Raw genomic sequence first — 17926 nt, forward strand, 5'->3', positions numbered from 1 at the left:
TGAAGAATGATCTTGTGGTGAGACCTCTTCTACCAGGACCCCACGCCCACACCTCCCCAGGCCATCAGCCATCCCATTCCACTGAGATCACCTCAATGGAAATCGGACCTCTGATTTCCATTGAAATTGCGGCAGAACGGGTCAGCGGAGGGCGTCGAGGTCGAAGACCCGGGCGTGCAGGACCGTGCGCTGGTGGAGGGCCGATCGCAGTGCCCGGTGCAGGCCGTCCTCCAGGAAGAGCTCGCCGTGCCAGCGGACCACGTGCGGGAACAGGTCGCCGAAGAACGTCGAGTCCGGGCTCAGCAGCCGGTCCAGGTGCAGCACCTTCGTCGTGGTGACCAGCTCTTCCATCCGCACCGGGCGCGGCGGCACGTTCGCCCAGTCCCGCAGCGACAGCCCGTGGTCGGGGTACGGCTGCCCCTCCCGGACGTCCTTGAAGATCACGGCACCTCCTGGCGAACGGCCGAATCCGGCGCCCACCGAGGTTGGTCCACCTGCGGGTACCCCCGCCGCGGCGGGAGTGCTCCGCCCGGTCCGGCGGATCGAACCGGCGCCCGTCGTCGTGGCCGCAGGCTACCGCCGCGCGCCCGCGGCTCTCGGCTCCGGTGCACGAACACCGTAAACTCGATGGTGGTACCCGGGCGTCGCCCGGGCGCTGAGCATGAGCGCTGAGCGCGTGCGCTGCGGTCTTCGGGCCGCTGCCGAGGTGCGGAGGAGGTGGCGTGTGAACGCGGATGAACGCCGGTTCGAGGTGCTGAGGGCGATCGTGGCCGACTACGTGTCGACCAAGGAACCGGTCGGTTCGAAGGCTCTCGTCGACCGCCACAACCTTGGTGTGTCCAGCGCCACGGTCCGCAACGACATGGCCGTGCTCGAGGAGGACGGCTTCATCGTCCAGCCGCACACCAGCGCCGGCCGGGTGCCCACCGACAAGGGCTACCGGCTGTTCGTGGACCGGCTGCACGAGGTCAAGCCGCTGACGGAGGCCGAGCGCCGGGCCATCCACAAGTTCCTCGAAGGCGCGCTGGACCTCGACGACGTGATGCGCCGCAGCGTGCGGCTGCTGGCCCAGCTCACCCAGCAGGTCGCCGTGGTGCAGTACCCCACGCTGACCCGGTCGACCGTCCGGCACGTCGAGGTCGTCACCATCACCCCGGCGCGGCTGATGCTGGTGCTGATCACCAACACCGGGCGCGTCGACCAGCGGATGGTCGACCTCGGCGACGTGATCACCGACGACGACGTGGCCCGGCTGCGCAACGTGCTCAACGCCTCGATGGCCGAGAAGCGGCTCGCCGACGCCTCCGCCGCGGTCGCCGAGCTGCCCGACCAGGCGCCGCCGGAGCTGCGCGACGCGCTGATCCGGGTGTGCAGCGTGCTCATCGAATCGTTGGTCGAGCACCCCGAGGAGCGGATGCTGCTCGGCGGCACGCCCAACCTGACCCGCAACGTCGCCGACTTCCCCAACTCGCTGCGCCAGGTCCTGGAGGCGCTCGAAGAGCAGGTCGTGGTGCTCAAGCTGCTCGCCGCGGCCCGCGACTCGGGCACCGTGCGGGTCAGCATCGGGATGGAGAACGAGGCCAAGGAGATGCAGACGACCTCGGTGATTTCGACCGGATACGGTTCGGATGGCATGGTGCTGGGAGGCCTGGGGGTGGTCGGGCCGACGCGGATGGACTACCCGGGGACCATGGCGGCCGTGCGGGCCGTCGCCGCTTACGTGGGTGAGATCCTGGTCGGTCGGTGACTGTTCACCGACGCCTGACCGGCGAGAACTCGTTGATCGAGCAGAGGAAGTACTGAGAAGGTGGCCAGGGACTACTACGCGACCCTCGGGGTGGCCAGGGACGCGACACCCGAGCAGATCAAGCGGGCTTACCGCAAGCTCGCGCGGGAACTGCACCCGGACGTCAACCCCGATGAGGCCGCGCAGGAGCGGTTCCGGGAGGTGACGACCGCCTACGAGGTGCTTTCCGACCCCAAGAAGCGGCAGGTGGTCGACCTCGGCGGGGATCCGCTGGGCAACGGCGGCGGTGCCGGCGGCGGCATGGGAGACCCCTTCGCCGGGTTCGGCGGGCTGGGCGACATCATGGACGCCTTCTTCGGCGGCGGCGCCGGTGGCGGCGGCCGCGGGCCGCGCAGCAGGGTCCAGCCCGGCTCGGACGCGCTGCTGCGGCTGGAGCTGACGCTGGAGGAGTGCGCCAGCGGTGTGAACCGCGACATCACCGTGGACACGGCGGTGCTCTGCGACTCCTGCGACGGCGGCGGCTCGCGCGCCGGCAGCGCCCCGTCGACCTGCGACACCTGCGGTGGCCGCGGCGAGGTGCAGTCCGTGCAGCGGTCGTTCCTGGGGCAGGTCATGACGTCCCGGCCGTGCCCGGTGTGCCGCGGTTTCGGCGAGGTCATCACCGACCCGTGCCAGCAGTGCGGCGGCGACGGCCGGGTCCGCGCGCGGCGCACCATCACCGTCAAGATCCCGGCCGGGGTCGGCGACGGGATGCGGGTGCGGCTGGCCGGCGAGGGCGAGGTCGGGCCCGGTGGCGGGCCGGCCGGTGACCTATTCGTCGAGGTCGAGGAGCTGCCGCACGAGCGGTTCACCCGTGACGGCGCGGACCTGCACTGCACCGTCGAGCTGCCGATGACGGCGGCCGCGCTGGGCACCGTGCTGACCCTGGAGACGCTCGACGGCGGCCAGGAGGAGCTCACGGTCGAGCCGGGCACGCAGCCCGGCACCGAGCACGTGCTCGCCGGCCGGGGCCTGCCCAAGCTGCGGTCCAACGGCAAGGTCAGCGGGCACGGCGACCTGCACGTGCACCTCGACGTCGTGGTGCCGACGCGGCTCGACGAAGCGCAGTCCGACCTGCTGCGCCAGCTCGCCACGCTGCGCGGCGAGGATCAGCCGGAGCCGACGGTGACCGCCAACGGCAACGGCAGCCGGCACGGGCTGTTCTCCCGCTTCCGCTCGTTCGGCCACCGCTGACCGAGTGGTTTCGCACGCGGTTCGCCGCGAAGACGAGAGCTGAGGCAGGAAGTGTCGGAATCCTCGCTGCCGGTGTTCTCCGTCGACCGGCTGCCCGCCGTCGGCGCGACCACGCTGGACGGTCCGGAGGGCAAGCACGCGGCCACCGTGCGCCGCCTGCGGGTCGGTGAGCAGCTGCTGCTCTCGGACGGGCAGGGCGGCATGGCGCGCTGCGAAGTGCTGGCCGCGGCGAAGGACTCGCTGCAGCTCGCGGTGTCCGAGACCTGGCAGGTTCCGCAGCCGGGTCTGCGGGTTCGGCTGGCGCAGGCGCTGGTCAAGGGCGACCGCGGGGAGCTCGCGGTGGAGCTGGCCACCGAGGCGGGCGTGGACGCGGTGGTGCCGTGGCGCGCCGCCCGGTGCGTGGCGAAGTGGGACGACGGCCCGCGCGGCGCGAAGGCGCTGGCGCGGTGGCGCAGCACGGCCGCGCAGGCGGCGAAGCAGGCGCGGCGGGCGTGGACGCCGCCGGTCGAGGAGCCGGTGAGCACCAAGCAGCTTGCCGAGCTGGTGCGCGGGGCCGACGCGGCGCTGGTGCTGCACGAGTCGGCGACCGCGCCGCTGGCGTCCATCGAGCTGCCCGAAGCCGGCGAACTCGTCCTGATCGTCGGCCCGGAAGGCGGCGTGACCGGCGACGAGCTCGCGGCGCTGGCCGACGCCGGCGCGCACGTCGTCCGCCTCGGCCCGACGGTCCTGCGGGCCTCCACGGCCGCGGCGGTCGCCCTCGGCGCCCTCGGCGCCCGCACCGACCGCTGGTCCTGATTGCGCGGGGCGCAATTTCGCGAGAATTCCACACTCACTCGGGTGAAGATCAATTTCCGCTAAATTGCCATCCCGCGCGATCGGCGGTCACGTACCGCTAAGAAGATCAAAAACTTTGGGCTATCCGTAGCGCGAACGGCTGACGCAGCGATACGCTTCGTGTGCGAAAGATCGCGGTGAGGTTTTACCGCGACCGGTGCCGCACGGGGCATCGGACCCCAGCACTCGCCGGACACCTCCCCCCTCGGTCCGGCGAGAGCTGCGCCGCAAACGGGACAACCCCCAGACCCGGTTGCGGCGCAGCGTGCCGGGGATGTGACCGGAACCGGCCCCGCGATGATCGAACCGCGCCGGACCGCTCGGCTAATCTTCCGGGCATGAGCGACATGGACTCCCTTTTCCTGCGGATCATCGCGCGTGAAATCCCGGCGGACGTCGTTCGCGAGAACGACCGCGTCATCGCCATCCGCGACATCAACCCGCAGGCCGCCACGCACGTGCTCGTCGTGCCGAAGAAGCGCTACCGCAACGCCGCCGAGCTCGCCGTCGCCGACCCGGAGCTGCTGGCCGAGCTGATCACCGTCGCCCGCGACATCGCCGAGCAGGAGGGCATCGCGGAGTCCGGCTACCGGCTGCTGTTCAACACCAACGCCGACGCGGGCCAGACGATCTTCCACGTGCACCTGCACCTCCTCGGCGGCGAACCGCTCGGCGGGCTCACCGGCGGGCCGCTCAGGGGCTGATCCCCGCCGCGTCGAGGTGGCGGTGACGGCGGCAATCTGATTGCCGGGTGGACTACCATCGACGCCAGGGAGAACTGACCGAACGACCCGCGCGAACGCGCAGAAAGCAGGCCCGAAAACACGTGGCCGGTATTGCAGCGGGTGGAGCCGCCGCCCAGTCCGGAGAGCACCCCCAGACCGCCGCCCAAGAGGCGACAGCGCAGTCGAAGGTGACCGTTCCCGACAACGTCGTCCTGACGCTGGTCGGATCCAGGGACGAGAACCTTCGGGTCGTGGAGGATCTGCTCACCGCCGATGTCCATGTCCGGGGCAACGAGGTGACGCTGTCCGGGGATCCCGCGGAGGTCGCGTTCGCCGAACGGGTGTTCGCCGAGCTGATCGCGCTGATCGCCAAGGGCAGCCAACTCACGCCGGACATCGTCCGCCGCAGCGTCGCGATGCTCTCGGCCGACCACGGCGAGTCGCCCGCCGACGTGCTCAGCCTGGACATCGTGTCCCGGCGCGGCCGGACGATCCGTCCCAAGACGCTCAACCAGAAGCGCTACGTCGACGCCATCGACCACCACACCGTGGTGTTCGGCATCGGCCCCGCCGGTACCGGCAAGACGTACCTGGCGATGGCCAAGGCCGTGCAGGCGCTGCAGGCGAAGCAGGTCAACCGGATCATCCTCACCCGCCCCGCCGTCGAGGCCGGCGAGCGGCTCGGGTTCCTGCCGGGCACCCTCTACGAGAAGATCGACCCGTACCTGCGGCCGCTGTACGACGCGCTGCACGACATGGTCGACCCGGAGTCGGTGCCGCGGCTGACGCAGGCAGGCACGATCGAGATCGCGCCGCTGGCCTACATGCGCGGCCGCACCCTCAACGACGCGTTCATCATCTTGGACGAGGCGCAGAACACCACGCCCGAGCAGATGAAGATGTTCCTGACCCGGCTGGGCTTCGGCTCCAAGATCGTGGTCACCGGGGACGTCACGCAGATCGACCTGCCCGGCGGCCAGCGCAGCGGGCTGAAGATCGTGCAGAACATCCTGGGCGACGTCGACGACGTGCACTTCGCACTGCTGGACAGCCACGACGTGGTGCGGCACCGGCTGGTCACCGACATCGTCAACGCGTACGACCGCTGGCACGCCCTGGAAGACGCCGACGACCACGCCCGGTCGGGCCGGCGCAACGGGCAACGACGAGGACGAGCATGAGCATCGAGATCGCCAACGAATCCGGCGTCGCAGTGCCCGAGGCGACCATCGTCTCGGTCGCCCGGTTCGCCCTCGACAAGATGAGCGTCAGCCAGCTCGCCGAGCTGTCCATCGTGCTGGTGGAGCTCGACGTGATGGCCGACCTGCACGAGCGGTGGATGGACCTGCCCGGTCCCACCGACGTGATGTCGTTCCCGATGGACGAGTACGACTCGGCCCGCCGTCCGGACTCCGCGGGCTCCGGCCCGGCGCTGCTGGGCGACATCGTGCTCTGCCCGGCGTTCGCCAAGGACCAGGCCCGCAAGGCCGGGCACAGCCTGCTGGACGAGCTGCACCTGCTCACCGTGCACGGGGTGCTGCACCTGCTCGGCTACGACCACGCCGAGCCGGAGGAGGAGCGGGAGATGTTCGGCCTGCAGAACCGCATCCTCGCCGAGTACCGCGAGGCCCGTGACGAGGCCGAGCGGGCTGAGGCGCAGCGCAGTGCGGACGCCCGGGTGCTGGGCGCCGTCGGGCTGGACGAGCCGGAGTCGCCGCAGGGCGGCCCGGCCAACGCCAACTAGGGGAGCCGGCGGTGGACTTGACCGGTTCCACTGCGTTCTTGATCATCGCGGTGCTGCTGGTGCTGGCGGCCGGGGTCTTCGCGGCCTCCGAATCCGCCATCACCGTGGCCTCCCGGGCCCGCGTCGACGAACTCGTCCGCGAGGGCCGCGGCGGCGCCAAGCAGCTCGCGCAGCTGCTCGCCGACCGGCCCCGCCACGTCAACCTGCTGCTGTTGCTGCGGCTGGCGTGCGAGATGGGCGCGACGGTGCTGGTCACCGTGGTGGCCCTGCGGCTGGCCGACTCCGAGGCGTGGGCGGTCGTGATCGCCGGGCTGATCATGCTGGTGGCGTCCTACGTGCTGGTCGGCGTCGGCCCGCGCACCCTCGGTCGGCAGCACCCGTACGGCATCGGGCTCAAGGTGGCCGCGCCGGTGCGGGTGCTGGCCAGGTTGCTCAACCCGTTGACCAGGTTGCTGATCCTGATCGGCAACATGATCACCCCCGGCAAGGGCTTCCGCGAGGGCCCGTTCTCCACCGAGGTGGAGCTGCGCGAGCTGGTCGACCTCGCCGGCGAACGCGGCGTGGTGGCCGCGGGCGAGCGGGAGATGATCCACTCGGTCTTCGAGCTCGGCGACACCCTCGCCCGCGAGGTGATGGTGCCGCGCACCGAGATCATCTGGATCGAGCAGACCAAGTCCGCCCGGCAGGCGGTGGCGCTGTGCCTGCGCTCCGGTTTCTCCCGCGTCCCGGTGATCGGCGAGAGCATCGACGACATCGTCGGCGTGGTGACCCTCAAGGACCTGACCAGCGCCGTGCTGGCCGGCCGCGACCAGACCGGGTCGACGGTGGCGGAGCTGATGCGCCCGGCCAGCTTCGTGCCGGACACCAAGCGGCTCGACGAGCTGCTCGGCGAGATGCAGATCTCCCGCAGCCACCTGGCCATCGCCGTCGACGAGTACGGCGGCACTGCGGGCCTGCTGACCATCGAGGACATCATCGAGGAGATCGTCGGCGAGATCACCGACGAGTCGGACCTGGAGGAGCACCGGCCGATCGAACGGCTCGACGACGGCACCGTCCGGGTCAGCTCGCGGCTGCCGGTCGAGGACCTCGGCGAGCTGTTCGGCGTTGAGCTCGACGACTCCGACGTGGAGACCGTCGGCGGGCTGCTGGCGCAGCGGCTCGGCCGCGTGCCGCTGCCCGGCGCGGAGACCGAGATCGCCGGCCTGCGGTTGCGCGCCGAGGGGGGCAAGGACCACCGCGGGCGGATTCGCATCAACGCGCTGCTCGTCCGCCCGGTGAACGCAGATCAAGCACCGCTGCGCGGTGCCGACCAGGAGGGAAGCAACGCCCGTGGCTGAGCACGTCGAAGCGGTGGCCCCGCAGGAGATCGACCCGGAGGACGCCAAGATCGTCACGCTGGCGCGGTCGTCCCGAGCCCGCACCGGAGCGGCCGAGGGCGCGGCGGTGCGCGACACCGACGGCCGCACCTACGCGGCGTGCACGGTCGCCCTCCCGTCCCTGCGGCTGACCGCCCTGCAGGCGGCGGTGGCGGCAGCCGTCGCCAGCGGCGCGGAGGGCCTCGAAGCGGCCGCGGTCGTCACCGACGCCGACGCGGTCGACGCCGACTCGGTCGCGGCGGTCCACGACCTCACTCGCACTGCGCGGATCCTCCGCGCGGACGCCGCCGGCACCGTCACCGGCGTTCTCCAGGCGTAACCCGGCTTCGACCCCCCGGAACCTCGCCCCCTGGAACCTCGCGACCCAGAGGCACTCGGACACCGGTCCAGGGCGTCGGAGCTCCGGCCCCGGGGACGCAGTTTCAATTGAAACTGCGGATCATCGGCGTGTCGTGCCTCGACACGCCGGAGGCTGTGGACAACTTCCGCAATTTCAATGGAAATCGGACCTTCGATTTCCATTGAAATTGCGTCACCGGGTGCCTCCCGGGCCTCGGGGCCGCCGGGGGTGGACGCCCTCTGTGCTGCGGCCGGGGCGGGCCGGTCACAATGGTGCGGTGACCAGCTCCGCAGATGTGCACCGCTCCGGATTCGCCTGCTTCGTCGGCCGGCCCAACGCCGGGAAGTCGACGCTGACGAACAGTCTGGTCGGCTCCAAGGTGGCGATCACCTCCAGCAAGCCGCAGACCACCCGGCACGCCATCCGCGGCATCGTGCACCGGCCCGACGCGCAGCTGATCATCGTCGACACCCCCGGCCTGCACCGGCCGCGCACCCTGCTCGGGCGGCGGCTCAACGACCTGGTCTACGAGACGTGGTCCGAAGTGGACGTGGTCGGGTTCTGCGTGCCCGCCGACCAGAAGGTCGGCCCGGGCGACCGGTTCATCGCCGAGCAGCTGAAGAAGGTGGCCCGCCGCACCCCGGTGCTGGGCATCGTCACCAAGACCGACCTGGTCAGCAAGGAGCAGGTCGCGCAGCAGCTGCTGGACCTGCAGCAGGTGATGGACTTCGCCGACCTGGTGCCGGTTTCCGCAGTGGATTCCTTCCAGGTCGACGTGCTGGCCGATCTGCTGGTCGCGCAGATGCCGGAGGGCCCGCAGCTGTACCCGGACGGCGAGCTCACCGACGAGCCGGAGACGACGCTCATCGCGGAGCTGATCCGGGAGGCGGCGCTGGAGGGCGTGCGCGACGAACTGCCGCACTCGCTGGCCGTCACCATCGAAGAGATGATCCCCCGCGAGGGCCGCAAGGACCTGATCGACGTGCACGCGGTGCTCTACGTCGAGCGCTCCAGCCAGAAGTCGATCGTCATCGGCCGCGGCGGGGAGCGCTTGCGCGCCGTCGGCACCCAGGCGCGCAAGCACATCCAGGCGCTGCTGGGCTCCAAGATCTACCTGGATCTGCACGTCAAGGTCGCCAAGGACTGGCAGCGCGACCCGAAGCAGCTGCGCAAGCTGGGGTTCTGATCACAACTTCGGCGCAGAATGCGTGGAACCGACCATGACCTGAGTGCGTCTCAGGTACGTTGCTGGCCGGACTCTTTGCGTACGGGCAAGGACACCTGGCTTTTTGTTCGACAATTAAAGGATCAATCGTGACGAATCCCTATGGCGGCCCGCCTTCGGGGCCCAACCCGCAGCAGCCGTACGGTCAGCAGCCGGGCGGATACGGTCCGCCGTCGGGGCCGATGCCCCAGCAGCCGTACGGCCAGCCCGACCCCTACGGGCAGCAGAACCCCTACGGCCAGCCGAACCCCTACGGGCAGCAGCCCGGCGGTGCCCCGCCGAACAACAACATCGGCTGGGGCATCGGTTCGATCTTCCTGTGCTGGCCGTTCGCGATCCCGTCGCTGATCAAGGCCACCTCGGTGCAGAACCTGTGGGCCCAGGGCCAGTACCAGCAGGCCCAGGCCGCGGCGGACGACGCCAAGAAGTGGGGCAAGATCGGCATCATCGCCGGCGCCGCGTGGTGGGTCCTGATCATCCTGATCTACGTGATCTTCTTCGTGATCATCGCCGCCTCGGTGAGCTCCTACAACTGATCGAGTCGTGCCGTTGCGGCCGGCGTGCGCGCCGGCCGCAACGACGCGCGTCAACTTCTCCGGGGGAACAATGACGGAACCGTCCGACCCGGCCGGTGTTCCGCAGCAGCCGGCCGAGCAGCCGGCGGTTCAGCAGCCTGCTGACCAGCCGGTCCAGCAGCCGATCGCGCAGCAGCCCGTCGAACCGCAGGTTCAGCCGCAGTTCGACCAGCAGGTTCAGCAGCCGATGGCTCAGCAGCCGGCGGTTCAGCAGCCGGTCCACCACCCGGTGCCGATGGCGCCGTACCCCTACGCGACGCAGTTCGGCGTCGCCCCAGTGCCGGTGAACAACAACCTGGGCTGGGCCATCGCCGGAATCCTGGTGTGCTGGCCCTTCGGGATCCCGGCGCTGATCAAGGCGTTGCAGGTCAACTCGCTCTGGTACCAGGGCCTGCCCGACCAGGCCCAGATCTCGGCCAACGAGGCCAAGAAGTGGGGCAAGGTCGCCGTCATCGTCGGCGCCAGCCTGCTGGGCCTCTACATCTTGGCGTTCGTGGTCTACTTCGTGATCATGATCGCGCTGTTCGGCTTCGCCGCCACGCAAGTGAACTGATGGTCGCCGCGCGCCTTCGAACGATGGCTCTCCCGGCCGCGACCGCGCTGCTCGGCTGCGCGGCGGCCGGGATCGTGCTCGCCGCCGATCCCACCTCCGACGCCGGATTTCCGCTGCCGCCCTGCCCGGTCAAGTGGCTGACCGGGCTCGACTGCCCCGGCTGCGGCGCGACTCGGATGTTCTACAGCCTGCTGCACGGCGACGTGCTGACGGCGCTGCACTTCAACGCGGCGGCGGTCGCGTTCATCCCGTTCTTCCTGTGGACCTGGGGCGCCTGGGTGCTGGGCCGCTGGCGCGGCCGGCGGATCCCGACCTGGGAGCAGTGGCGCTGGTCCCCGCTGGTGGCGCTGGTCCTGATCGCCGTCTGGTCGGTGATCAGGAACCTGCCGTTCCCGCCCTTCGACGCGCTCTACGTCTAGTTGTCGAACGAGCTCTGGATGCCGGTGCCGAGGACACCCGTGGCGGCCAGGATCATGAACGTGATGAACAGCAACCAGAGGCCCGGCACGACCCAGCCGACGATGATGCCCGTCAGCGCCATGCTGCGGTTGGTGTAGGCCTTCGGGTTCCGGTTGATCTCGCGCAGCGAGACGTGGCCCAGGATCGCGCCGACCGGTCCGATGAGGATGGCGCCGTAGCAGGTGAAGATCGCGGCCAGCGAGACGCACATCGAGGCGATCGCCATGCCGTTGTTCCGCGGCATCATCGGATAACCTGGCCCGTACGGCATCGGCGCCTGCTGGTAGGGGTTCTGGTCGTACGGGTAGGTCATGACGTCCTTTCGGCGCGGAATGCCCGGTGATTCTTCCGCGTGGCTTCGATGCCGTCGCCCACGGGTGTGATGATGGGTGGGTGAGCCTCTACCGCGATACCGCAGTCGTCCTGCGGGTGCAGAAGCTGGGCGAGGCAGACCGGATCATAACCTTGCTGACCCGGCGCTACGGCAAAGTTCGGGCAGTTGCCAAGGGAGTGCGCCGCACGACGTCGCGGTTCGGCGCCCGGGTCGAGCCGTTCTGCCACGTCGACGTGCAGCTCTACACCGGACGCACGCTCGACGTGATCACCCAGGTGCAGACCGTGGACGCCTTCGGCGCGCACATCGTCGACGACTACCAGCGCTACACCGCGGCCTGCGCGGTGCTGGAGACCGTCGACCGGCTGGCCGCGGAGGAGGGCGAGCCGGTCCTGCGCCTCTACTTGCTGGCCATCGGCGCGCTGCGCGCGCTGTCGGGGCGGGAGCGCGACTCCTCGCAGGTGCTGGACGCCTTCCTGCTCCGGGCGATGTCCTTCGCGGGCTGGGCGCCGGCGCTCACCGAGTGCGCGCGCTGCGGCGAGGCGGGCCCGCATGCCGCCTTCAACGTGCAGGCGGGCGGCGCGGTGTGCGTCCAGTGCAGGCCCGCCGGTTCGGTGCGGCCATCGGTGCACACGTTGCCGTTGATGGAGTCGTTGCTGCACGGCGACTGGCCCTCTGCCGAGGCGGCCGCGAATCCGGTCCGCCGGGAGGCCAGCGGCCTCATCGCGGCGCACCTGCAGTGGCACATGGAACGGCAGTTGCGGTCGTTGCCGCTGGTGGAGCGGACCGTGCCGGAGCTGATCCGGGAGCGGGCCGCCGATGCCGCGCTGGTCGCCGCCGCCGAGGACGGGCGCTGAGCCCCTGATCGACCCGGGCGAGGACAATGAAACCCTCACGCCCAGCAGTCCTAAGGAGAATCCAGTTATGTTGCGACGCCGTGGGCGGGGCAAGGACGACCCGACCGTGCGGACGCCGGAACCGCACGTCTCTGGCGAGAAGCCGCCGGCGTTGCCGCCGGAGTTCGTGCCCAAGCACGTCGCCATCGTGATGGACGGCAACGGCCGCTGGGCCAACGAGCGCGGGCTGCCGCGCATCGAGGGGCACAAGCGCGGCGAGGCGGTCGTGCTGGAGCTGGCCCGCGGCGCGATCGAGCTCGGCGTCAAGTGGCTGTCGCTGTACGCCTTCTCCACCGAGAACTGGAAGCGCAGCCCTGACGAGGTCCGATTCCTGATGGGCTTCAACCGCGACGTGATCCGGCGCCGCGTCGACGAGCTCGACGGGTTGGGCGTGCGGGTGCGCTGGGCGGGCCGGAAGCCGCGGCTGTGGCGCAGCGTGGTGAACGAGCTGCAATCCGCGGAGGTCCGCACGCAGAACAACGAGGTCATGAACCTGACCATGTGCGTCAACTACGGCGGCCGGGCCGAGATCGGCGACGCCGCGCGCGAGATCGCGCGGCTGGTGGCGGCCGGGAAGATCAACCCGGACCGGGTGGACGAGCGCACCATCGCCCGCTACCTGTACCAGCCGGACATGCCGGACGTGGACCTGTTCATCCGGCCTTCCGGCGAGCAGCGGACCTCGAACTTCATGCTCTGGCAGTCGGCCTACGCCGAACTCGTCTTCCAGGACACCCTGTTCCCCGACGTGGATCGCCGGCACCTGTGGCGCGCGTGCGAGCAGTACGCGCGCCGGGACCGGCGGTTCGGCGGGGCCATCGATCGGGCGGCGGCCGGTGCGTCTGCCGAAACCGCCCAGGAGGGCAATTGATGACTCAGGAGGCCGCAGCCACCGCGCGGTTGCTGACCGCGGCGAAGGAAGCGTTGGAGAACTACCACGACGTGCACGTCGACGACGACGGCGCACTCACGTTCCGGCACGCCGATGTCCCGTGCGCGGTGCAGGCGATGCAGCTCGCGGACGGGCTGACGGTGCTGAGCCTGACCTGCGTGGTCGCCTGGGACCTGCCGCCCACCGACGAGCTCGCGCAGTCGGTCGCCGAGCGCGCGGGGCAGGGCCTGTTCGGCACGCTCGGGGTGGTCCGCACCGAGCGCGGCATGGACGTGACCTTGCGCTACGCGTTCCCGGCGGAGGGGATGGCGGCGACGCCGCTGGGCACTCTGCTGATGCTGGTTGTGGCGACGGCGTCCCAGCTGCGCACCGAACTCCTCGCCGAGCCCGAGGGCACCACCAACTAGCTACGCCCGACCGGGGGTTGGGCCGCAATTTCAATGGAAATCGGACCTTCGATTTCCATTGAAATTGCGGTCCGTCACGGGACCGGGGGACGTGTCGGTGTGTCGGTCCGAGCTTGCGGCCCGGTGGCCGTGCCCTGCCCGAGCAGGGGTGATGGGTTCGGGGCGAGTGGGCGTGGGTGTGGATTCACCCCCTAGTGCGAACGATTATCAGTTCGAACTGGCACGATGACCCGGTGACCGAGATCGCCGACCCGCCGCGCACGCGGCGCCCCGTCGTCACCTCGTTGGAGGTGCTCTGCGGCCTGCTGGTCGTGGCAGCGGTGTTCCAGGGGCAGCTGAGCGCGCTGCTGGACGTCCCCGCACTGCGCACCGGCTCGACGGTGTTCGTCGCCGTCTGCGTCCAGGCCATGCCGTTCCTGGTGCTCGGCGTGCTGGTCAGCGGTCTGATCGCGGCGTTCGTCCCGCCGGGAGCGCTGCGCCGCTGGCTGCCCGCCAACCCCGCCGCCGCGGTGCCGGTGGCCGGTGTCGCCGGGGTGGCACTGCCCGGCTGCGAGTGCGCCTCGGTGCCGGTGGCGCGGCGGCTGATGCAGCAGGGCGTCGCGCCCGCCGCGGCGCTCGCGTTCCTGCTGGCCGCGCCGGCGGTGAACCCGATCGTCCTGGTCTCCACCGTGGTCGCGTTCCCGGACGAGCCGCTGATGGTGCTGGCCAGGTTCCTCGGTTCGCTGCTGACGGCGTGCGTGATGGGCTGGCTCTGGGCCCGGCTGGGCAAGGCGGAATGGCTCGCCGAGCGCGCGCTGCACCGGGTCGAGGCGCACGGCAGCTCCGGCAGCCGGTGGGTGGTCTTCGCCGAGTCCGCCCGGCACGACCTGGTCGAGGCGGGCGGATTCCTGGTGCTCGGCGGCCTGACGTCGGCGGTGTTCAACGTCGTCGTGCCCGCGTCCTGGCTGGAGTCGCTCGGCGGTCAGCTGGTGCTGGGCGTGCTGGTGATGGCGGTGCTCGCGGTGGTCCTCGCGCTGTGCAGCGAGGCCGACGCCTTCGTGGTCGCGTCGATGCCGGGCCTGCCGCTGATCCCGAAGCTGGTTTTCCTCGTCGTCGGCCCGGCCGTCGACCTCAAGCTGATCGCGCTGCAGTCCGGCGCCTTCGGCCGCCGCTTCGCCGCCCGGTTCGCGCCCGCCACGTTCGTGGTGGCGATCGGCTGCGCGGTCGGTGTCGGCGCCCTGCTGCTGGGAGGTTCGTGATGCGCCGGGAAACCCAGAACCTGCTGTTGCTGCTGCTGGGCGGCGCGCTGCTCAAGATCGCGCTGGGCGGCAGCTACCTCCGCTACGTCAAGCCCGCGCTGTTCCCGTGGCTGGTGGTGGCCGGGGCGGTCATGATCGGGCTGTCGATCTTCGCGATCGTCCGCGACATCCGGGCCGGTGGGGCCGGGCAGCACGAGCACAATTCGCGCAGCCCGTGGATGCTCCTGCTGCCGGTGTTCGCGATCTTCCTGATCGCGCCGCCAGCCCTCGGCTCGGACTCGGTGACCCGCGACCGGATGGCGGCGCCGGCGGCCCCGAGGGAGTCCCTGTTCCCGGACCTGCCGCCCGAGCAGGCGCCGCTGCTGGGCGTGTCGGAGTTCGTCACCCGTGCCATCTGGGACGGAAGCGGCGCCCTCAACGGCCGGGCGGTGCGCCTGCAGGGCTTCGTCGTGCACCTCACGCCGGGGACGACGCAGCTCGCCAGGATGCGGATCAGCTGCTGCGCGGCGGACGCGGCGCCGGTGAAGGTCGAGCTCGCGGCCCCGCCGCAGGCGGCGGAGCTCCCGGCGGACATGTGGATCGAGGTGACCGGCAGGCTGCGGCCGGGCTCGGCCACCGAAGCCAACGACTACGTCCCGACGCTGGACACGATCCTGATCCGCCCGATCCCGGCTCCCCAGGACACCTACGAGTACTGACCGGATCACACGACCTGGTCACGTCCGCTTGCCGGGCGGCGCCTCTGAGGTTCCGCTTACCCGCAGCCCTGCGCAGGACGTCAGAGGCCGCGGGCGGTGCAGTCGGGGCAGGTGCCGATGATCTCGACCGTGTGGCTGACGTCGGAGAAGCCGTGCTCCTGGCCGATCCGCTCGGCCCAGTTCTCCACCGGCGGGTCGGCCACCTCCACGGTCCGCCCGCAGTGCCGGCACACCAGGTGATGGTGGTGGTGGCTGGAGCAACGCCGGTAGACCGCCTCGCCGGTCGGCGTGCGCAGCACGTCGACCTCGCCCGCGTCGGCCAGGGTTTGCAGCGTGCGGTAGACCGTGGTCAGGCCGATGCCCTCGCCCTGCCGCCGCAGCTCCTCGTGCAGTTCCTGGGCGGAGCGGAAGTCGTCGACCTGGTCCAGCAGGTTCGAAACCGCCGCTCGCTGCTTGGTGGCCCGCAGTCCCGGTACGCCGACCGTGGGACCCTCGCCGGTGGTCACGCTGTCTCCGTCTCCTGTCGGGAGTTGGGTGCGATGGAACGTGGCGCCGAACCGCGCGACCGCACGCCGGAGATCTCCTCCGCGTGCGCGGCGGCGTCCACCACGATGTGCGCCAGGTGTTCGTCCACGAGGCGGTAGACGACCTCGCGGCCGTGCCGCTCGCCGTGCACGACCCCGGCGGACTTCAGCACCCGGAGGTGCTGGCTGATCAGCGGCTGGGCGACGCCGAGCGCGTCGACCAGCTCGTGCACGCAGCGTTCCGACTCCCGCAGCTGCAGGACGATCGCGATGCGCACCGGGGCGGCCAGCGCCCGCAGCAGCTCGCCGGCCTCGACCAGGATCCGCTGGTCCCGCATCGGGACCGGGTGCGCGTCCCGCTCCGGGGAGTGCACGTGGTCGTCGAGGCCGTCCAAGCCCGCGGTCGACCGGGCCGGCTCGGATTGCGGGCTGACGGCGGGCATCGCTTCCTTTCCGGCGAGACCTCCACGCGGCGTCGCCTGCCTGCGGTGGCGTCGGTCGGGCAGGCCACTCGAACGGTGGCCTGCGCGCGGGGACGCTTCGCGCCCTCCATCCTACGGGTACGCCCGGCCTGACCTGTCACATCAATACCGCGCGCCCCGCCGGCGCCACCGCGTCGCCCGGGTGGCCAGCCCGGGCGAACGTCACCCGGTCCGGGATCGGTACGCTGGGAAACTCCAGCCCGACCAGCTGGTTCGATGCAGTCCAGCGATGATTCCGGAGTGAACGTGCCCGCCGACCAGATCGACACGATCGTCAATCTCTGCAAGCGCCGTGGTTTCGTCTACCCGTCCGGCGAGATCTACGGCGGTACGCGGTCGGCCTGGGACTACGGTCCGCTCGGCGTCGAGCTCAAGGACAACATCAAGCGCCAGTGGTGGAAGTCGATGGTGCAGGGCCGCGACGACGTCGTCGGCTTGGACTCGTCGGTGATCCTGCCCCGCCCGGTCTGGGAGGCGTCCGGCCACGTCACCGCCTTCCACGACCCGCTGGTGGAGTGCACCTCCTGCCACCACCGCTTCCGCGCCGACCAGCTCGCCGAGGAGTACTCCGAGCGCACCGGCAAGGAGACCGCCGAGGACGACCTCTCCGACGTCCCGTGCCCCAACTGCGGTACCCGCGGCCAGTACACCGAGCCGCGCGAGTTCAACATGATGCTCAAGACCTTCCTCGGCCCGGTGGAGAGCGAGGAGGGGATGCACTACCTGCGGCCGGAGACCGCGCAGGGCATCTTCGTCAACTTCGCCAACGTGATGACCACCGCGCGGAAGAAGCCGCCGTTCGGCATCGGCCAGATCGGCAAGTCGTTCCGCAACGAGATCACGCCCGGCAACTTCATCTTCCGGACCCGCGAGTTCGAGCAGATGGAGATGGAGTTCTTCGTCGAGCCCGGCGAGGACGAGCAGTGGCACCAGTACTGGATCGACCAGCGCATGAACTGGTACGCCGACCTGGGCATCAGCCGGGACAACCTGCGGGAGTTCGAGCACCCGAAGGAGAAGCTCTCGCACTACGCGAAGCGCACCGTCGACATCGAGTACCGGTTCCGGTTCGGCGGTCAGGAGTGGGGCGAGCTGGAGGGCATCGCCAACCGCACCGACTTCGACCTCACCACGCACTCGAACCACTCCGGCGTCGACCTGTCGTACTTCGACCAGGCCAGCAACTCGCGGTACCGGCCGTACGTGATCGAGCCCGCCGCGGGCGTCGGCCGGCCGATGATGGCGTTCCTGATCGACGCCTACCACGAGGACGAGGCGCCGAACGCCAAGGGCGGCGTGGACAAGCGCGTGGTGCTGAAGCTGGACCGCCGACTGGCGCCGGTGAAGGTGGCCGTGCTGCCGCTGTCGCGCAACGCCGAGCTGTCGCCGAAGGCCCGCGACATCGCCGCGCAGTTGCGCCGCAACTGGAACGTCGACTTCGACGACGCCGGCGCGATCGGCCGCCGCTACCGCCGGCAGGACGAGGTCGGCACGCCGTTCTGCGTGACCATCGACTTCGACTCGCTGTCCGACCACGCCGTCACCGTCCGCGAGCGCGACACGATGTCGCAGGAGCGGGTGGCGATGGACAAGCTGGAGGAGTACCTGGCGGTTCGCCTCCTCGGCTGCTGATCCGGGCTC

Annotated in this window: 22 protein-coding genes; 18 read left to right on the top strand and 4 right to left on the bottom strand. The window is 70.5% G+C overall.

Annotated features, from left to right (window positions below):
- Positions 1-141: 141 nt before the first annotated feature.
- On the bottom strand, positions 142-444 hold the full coding sequence (locus tag AB0H93_RS36925) for a type II toxin-antitoxin system VapB family antitoxin (RefSeq protein ID WP_358579790.1): 303 nt from the start codon (positions 442-444) through the stop codon (positions 142-144).
- A 280-nt stretch (positions 445-724) separates the two neighbouring features.
- Here AB0H93_RS36925 and hrcA point away from each other — a divergent pair, with 280 nt between their 5' ends.
- From hrcA to AB0H93_RS36985, 12 genes are all read left to right on the top strand, one after another.
- Positions 725-1747: a heat-inducible transcriptional repressor HrcA gene (gene hrcA / locus AB0H93_RS36930; RefSeq protein WP_358579793.1), complete on the top strand. Its 1023-nt coding sequence runs from the start codon at positions 725-727 to the stop codon at positions 1745-1747.
- Positions 1748-1807: 60 nt separating this feature from the next.
- Positions 1808-2980: a molecular chaperone DnaJ gene (gene dnaJ / locus AB0H93_RS36935; RefSeq protein WP_358579797.1), complete on the top strand. Its 1173-nt coding sequence runs from the start codon at positions 1808-1810 to the stop codon at positions 2978-2980.
- 51 nt (positions 2981-3031) lie between these two features.
- Positions 3032-3775 carry a 16S rRNA (uracil(1498)-N(3))-methyltransferase gene (locus AB0H93_RS36940; protein WP_358579799.1) on the top strand — a complete coding sequence of 248 codons (744 nt, stop codon included), beginning with the start codon at positions 3032-3034 and terminating at the stop codon, positions 3773-3775.
- A gap of 377 nt (positions 3776-4152) precedes the next feature.
- Entirely contained in the window at positions 4153-4518 is a 366-nt protein-coding gene (locus AB0H93_RS36945) for a histidine triad nucleotide-binding protein (RefSeq protein WP_358579801.1), read from the top strand.
- A gap of 122 nt (positions 4519-4640) precedes the next feature.
- Complete coding sequence (locus AB0H93_RS36950) at positions 4641-5720, top strand: PhoH family protein (RefSeq protein WP_358579803.1); 1080 nt, start codon at positions 4641-4643, stop codon at positions 5718-5720.
- A complete protein-coding gene (gene ybeY, locus AB0H93_RS36955; protein WP_132489305.1) occupies positions 5717-6283 on the top strand; it encodes an rRNA maturation RNase YbeY in 567 nt (188 codons plus the stop codon). Before AB0H93_RS36950 ends, ybeY begins: the two co-directional genes overlap by 4 nt.
- A 17-nt stretch (positions 6284-6300) precedes the next feature.
- On the top strand, positions 6301-7623 hold the full coding sequence (locus AB0H93_RS36960) for a hemolysin family protein (protein WP_358579942.1): 1323 nt from the start codon (positions 6301-6303) through the stop codon (positions 7621-7623).
- A complete protein-coding gene (locus tag AB0H93_RS36965; protein ID WP_358579806.1) occupies positions 7616-7981 on the top strand; it encodes a cytidine deaminase in 366 nt (121 codons plus the stop codon). The genes AB0H93_RS36960 and AB0H93_RS36965 overlap by 8 nt, the downstream gene beginning before the upstream one ends.
- 298 nt (positions 7982-8279) lie before the next feature.
- Complete coding sequence (gene era, locus AB0H93_RS36970) at positions 8280-9188, top strand: GTPase Era (RefSeq protein ID WP_358579809.1); 909 nt, start codon at positions 8280-8282, stop codon at positions 9186-9188.
- Between the two features lie 128 nt (positions 9189-9316).
- On the top strand, positions 9317-9763 hold the full coding sequence (locus tag AB0H93_RS36975; RefSeq protein ID WP_132489310.1) for a CD225/dispanin family protein: 447 nt from the start codon (positions 9317-9319) through the stop codon (positions 9761-9763).
- A gap of 70 nt (positions 9764-9833) precedes the next feature.
- The gene (locus AB0H93_RS36980) at positions 9834-10355 is read left to right on the top strand and encodes a CD225/dispanin family protein (protein ID WP_358579812.1); all 522 of its coding nucleotides are present in this window, start codon (positions 9834-9836) and stop codon (positions 10353-10355) included.
- A gap of 23 nt (positions 10356-10378) precedes the next feature.
- Positions 10379-10774, top strand: a complete 396-nt coding sequence (locus AB0H93_RS36985; RefSeq protein ID WP_358579815.1) for a DUF2752 domain-containing protein — start codon at positions 10379-10381, stop codon at positions 10772-10774.
- Here AB0H93_RS36985 and AB0H93_RS36990 read toward each other — a convergent pair.
- A complete protein-coding gene (locus AB0H93_RS36990) occupies positions 10771-11127 on the bottom strand; it encodes a DUF4190 domain-containing protein (RefSeq protein ID WP_358579817.1) in 357 nt (118 codons plus the stop codon). The genes AB0H93_RS36985 and AB0H93_RS36990 overlap by 4 nt on opposite strands.
- An 80-nt stretch (positions 11128-11207) precedes the next feature.
- Here AB0H93_RS36990 and recO point away from each other — a divergent pair, with 80 nt between their 5' ends.
- The 5 genes from recO (at position 11208) to AB0H93_RS37015 (ending at position 15279) form a co-directional block, all read left to right on the top strand.
- Positions 11208-12005, top strand: coding sequence for a DNA repair protein RecO (gene recO / locus AB0H93_RS36995; protein ID WP_358579820.1), 798 nt, complete (start codon positions 11208-11210; stop codon positions 12003-12005).
- A 67-nt stretch (positions 12006-12072) separates the two neighbouring features.
- Entirely contained in the window at positions 12073-12915 is an 843-nt protein-coding gene (locus AB0H93_RS37000; RefSeq protein WP_358579822.1) for an isoprenyl transferase, read from the top strand.
- Positions 12915-13343 (top strand): hypothetical protein, encoded by a 429-nt coding sequence (locus AB0H93_RS37005; RefSeq protein WP_358579824.1) that lies wholly within the window; start codon positions 12915-12917, stop codon positions 13341-13343. The genes AB0H93_RS37000 and AB0H93_RS37005 overlap by 1 nt, the downstream gene beginning before the upstream one ends.
- A gap of 233 nt (positions 13344-13576) precedes the next feature.
- Positions 13577-14581, top strand: a complete 1005-nt coding sequence (locus AB0H93_RS37010; protein WP_358579826.1) for a permease — start codon at positions 13577-13579, stop codon at positions 14579-14581.
- On the top strand, positions 14581-15279 hold the full coding sequence (locus AB0H93_RS37015; RefSeq protein ID WP_358579828.1) for a TIGR03943 family protein: 699 nt from the start codon (positions 14581-14583) through the stop codon (positions 15277-15279). The genes AB0H93_RS37010 and AB0H93_RS37015 overlap by 1 nt, the downstream gene beginning before the upstream one ends.
- 80 nt (positions 15280-15359) lie before the next feature.
- Here the strand turns inward: AB0H93_RS37015 and AB0H93_RS37020 are convergent, their stop codons facing one another.
- A complete protein-coding gene (locus tag AB0H93_RS37020) occupies positions 15360-15785 on the bottom strand; it encodes a Fur family transcriptional regulator (RefSeq protein WP_358579831.1) in 426 nt (141 codons plus the stop codon).
- Positions 15782-16246 (bottom strand): metalloregulator ArsR/SmtB family transcription factor, encoded by a 465-nt coding sequence (locus AB0H93_RS37025; RefSeq protein WP_358579834.1) that lies wholly within the window; start codon positions 16244-16246, stop codon positions 15782-15784. Before AB0H93_RS37025 ends, AB0H93_RS37020 begins: the two co-directional genes overlap by 4 nt.
- Positions 16247-16531: 285 nt before the next feature.
- Between AB0H93_RS37025 and AB0H93_RS37030 the strand changes: the two genes are divergently transcribed.
- A complete protein-coding gene (locus AB0H93_RS37030) occupies positions 16532-17917 on the top strand; it encodes a glycine--tRNA ligase (protein WP_358579944.1) in 1386 nt (461 codons plus the stop codon).
- The last annotated feature ends 9 nt before the right edge of the window (positions 17918-17926 follow it).

The organism is Saccharopolyspora sp. NPDC050642 (assembly GCF_040654735.1).
GTDB lineage: Bacteria > Actinomycetota > Actinomycetes > Mycobacteriales > Pseudonocardiaceae > Saccharopolyspora > Saccharopolyspora elongata.

What these genes read in the sequence shown, in the direction of transcription:
- AB0H93_RS36945 (WP_358579801.1), top strand. Translation starts at nt 4,153, where the DNA reads ATGAGCGACATGGACTCCCTTTTCCTGCGGATCATCGCGCGTGAAATC.
- ybeY (WP_132489305.1), top strand. Translation starts at nt 5,717, where the DNA reads ATGAGCATCGAGATCGCCAACGAATCCGGCGTCGCAGTGCCCGAGGCG.
- AB0H93_RS36980 (WP_358579812.1), top strand. Translation starts at nt 9,834, where the DNA reads ATGACGGAACCGTCCGACCCGGCCGGTGTTCCGCAGCAGCCGGCCGAG.
- AB0H93_RS36985 (WP_358579815.1), top strand. Translation starts at nt 10,379, where the DNA reads ATGGCTCTCCCGGCCGCGACCGCGCTGCTCGGCTGCGCGGCGGCCGGG.
- AB0H93_RS36990 (WP_358579817.1), bottom strand. Translation starts at nt 11,127, where the DNA reads ATGACCTACCCGTACGACCAGAACCCCTACCAGCAGGCGCCGATGCCG.
- AB0H93_RS37000 (WP_358579822.1), top strand. Translation starts at nt 12,073, where the DNA reads ATGTTGCGACGCCGTGGGCGGGGCAAGGACGACCCGACCGTGCGGACG.
- AB0H93_RS37005 (WP_358579824.1), top strand. Translation starts at nt 12,915, where the DNA reads ATGACTCAGGAGGCCGCAGCCACCGCGCGGTTGCTGACCGCGGCGAAG.
- AB0H93_RS37015 (WP_358579828.1), top strand. Translation starts at nt 14,581, where the DNA reads ATGCGCCGGGAAACCCAGAACCTGCTGTTGCTGCTGCTGGGCGGCGCG.
- AB0H93_RS37025 (WP_358579834.1), bottom strand. Translation starts at nt 16,246, where the DNA reads ATGCCCGCCGTCAGCCCGCAATCCGAGCCGGCCCGGTCGACCGCGGGC.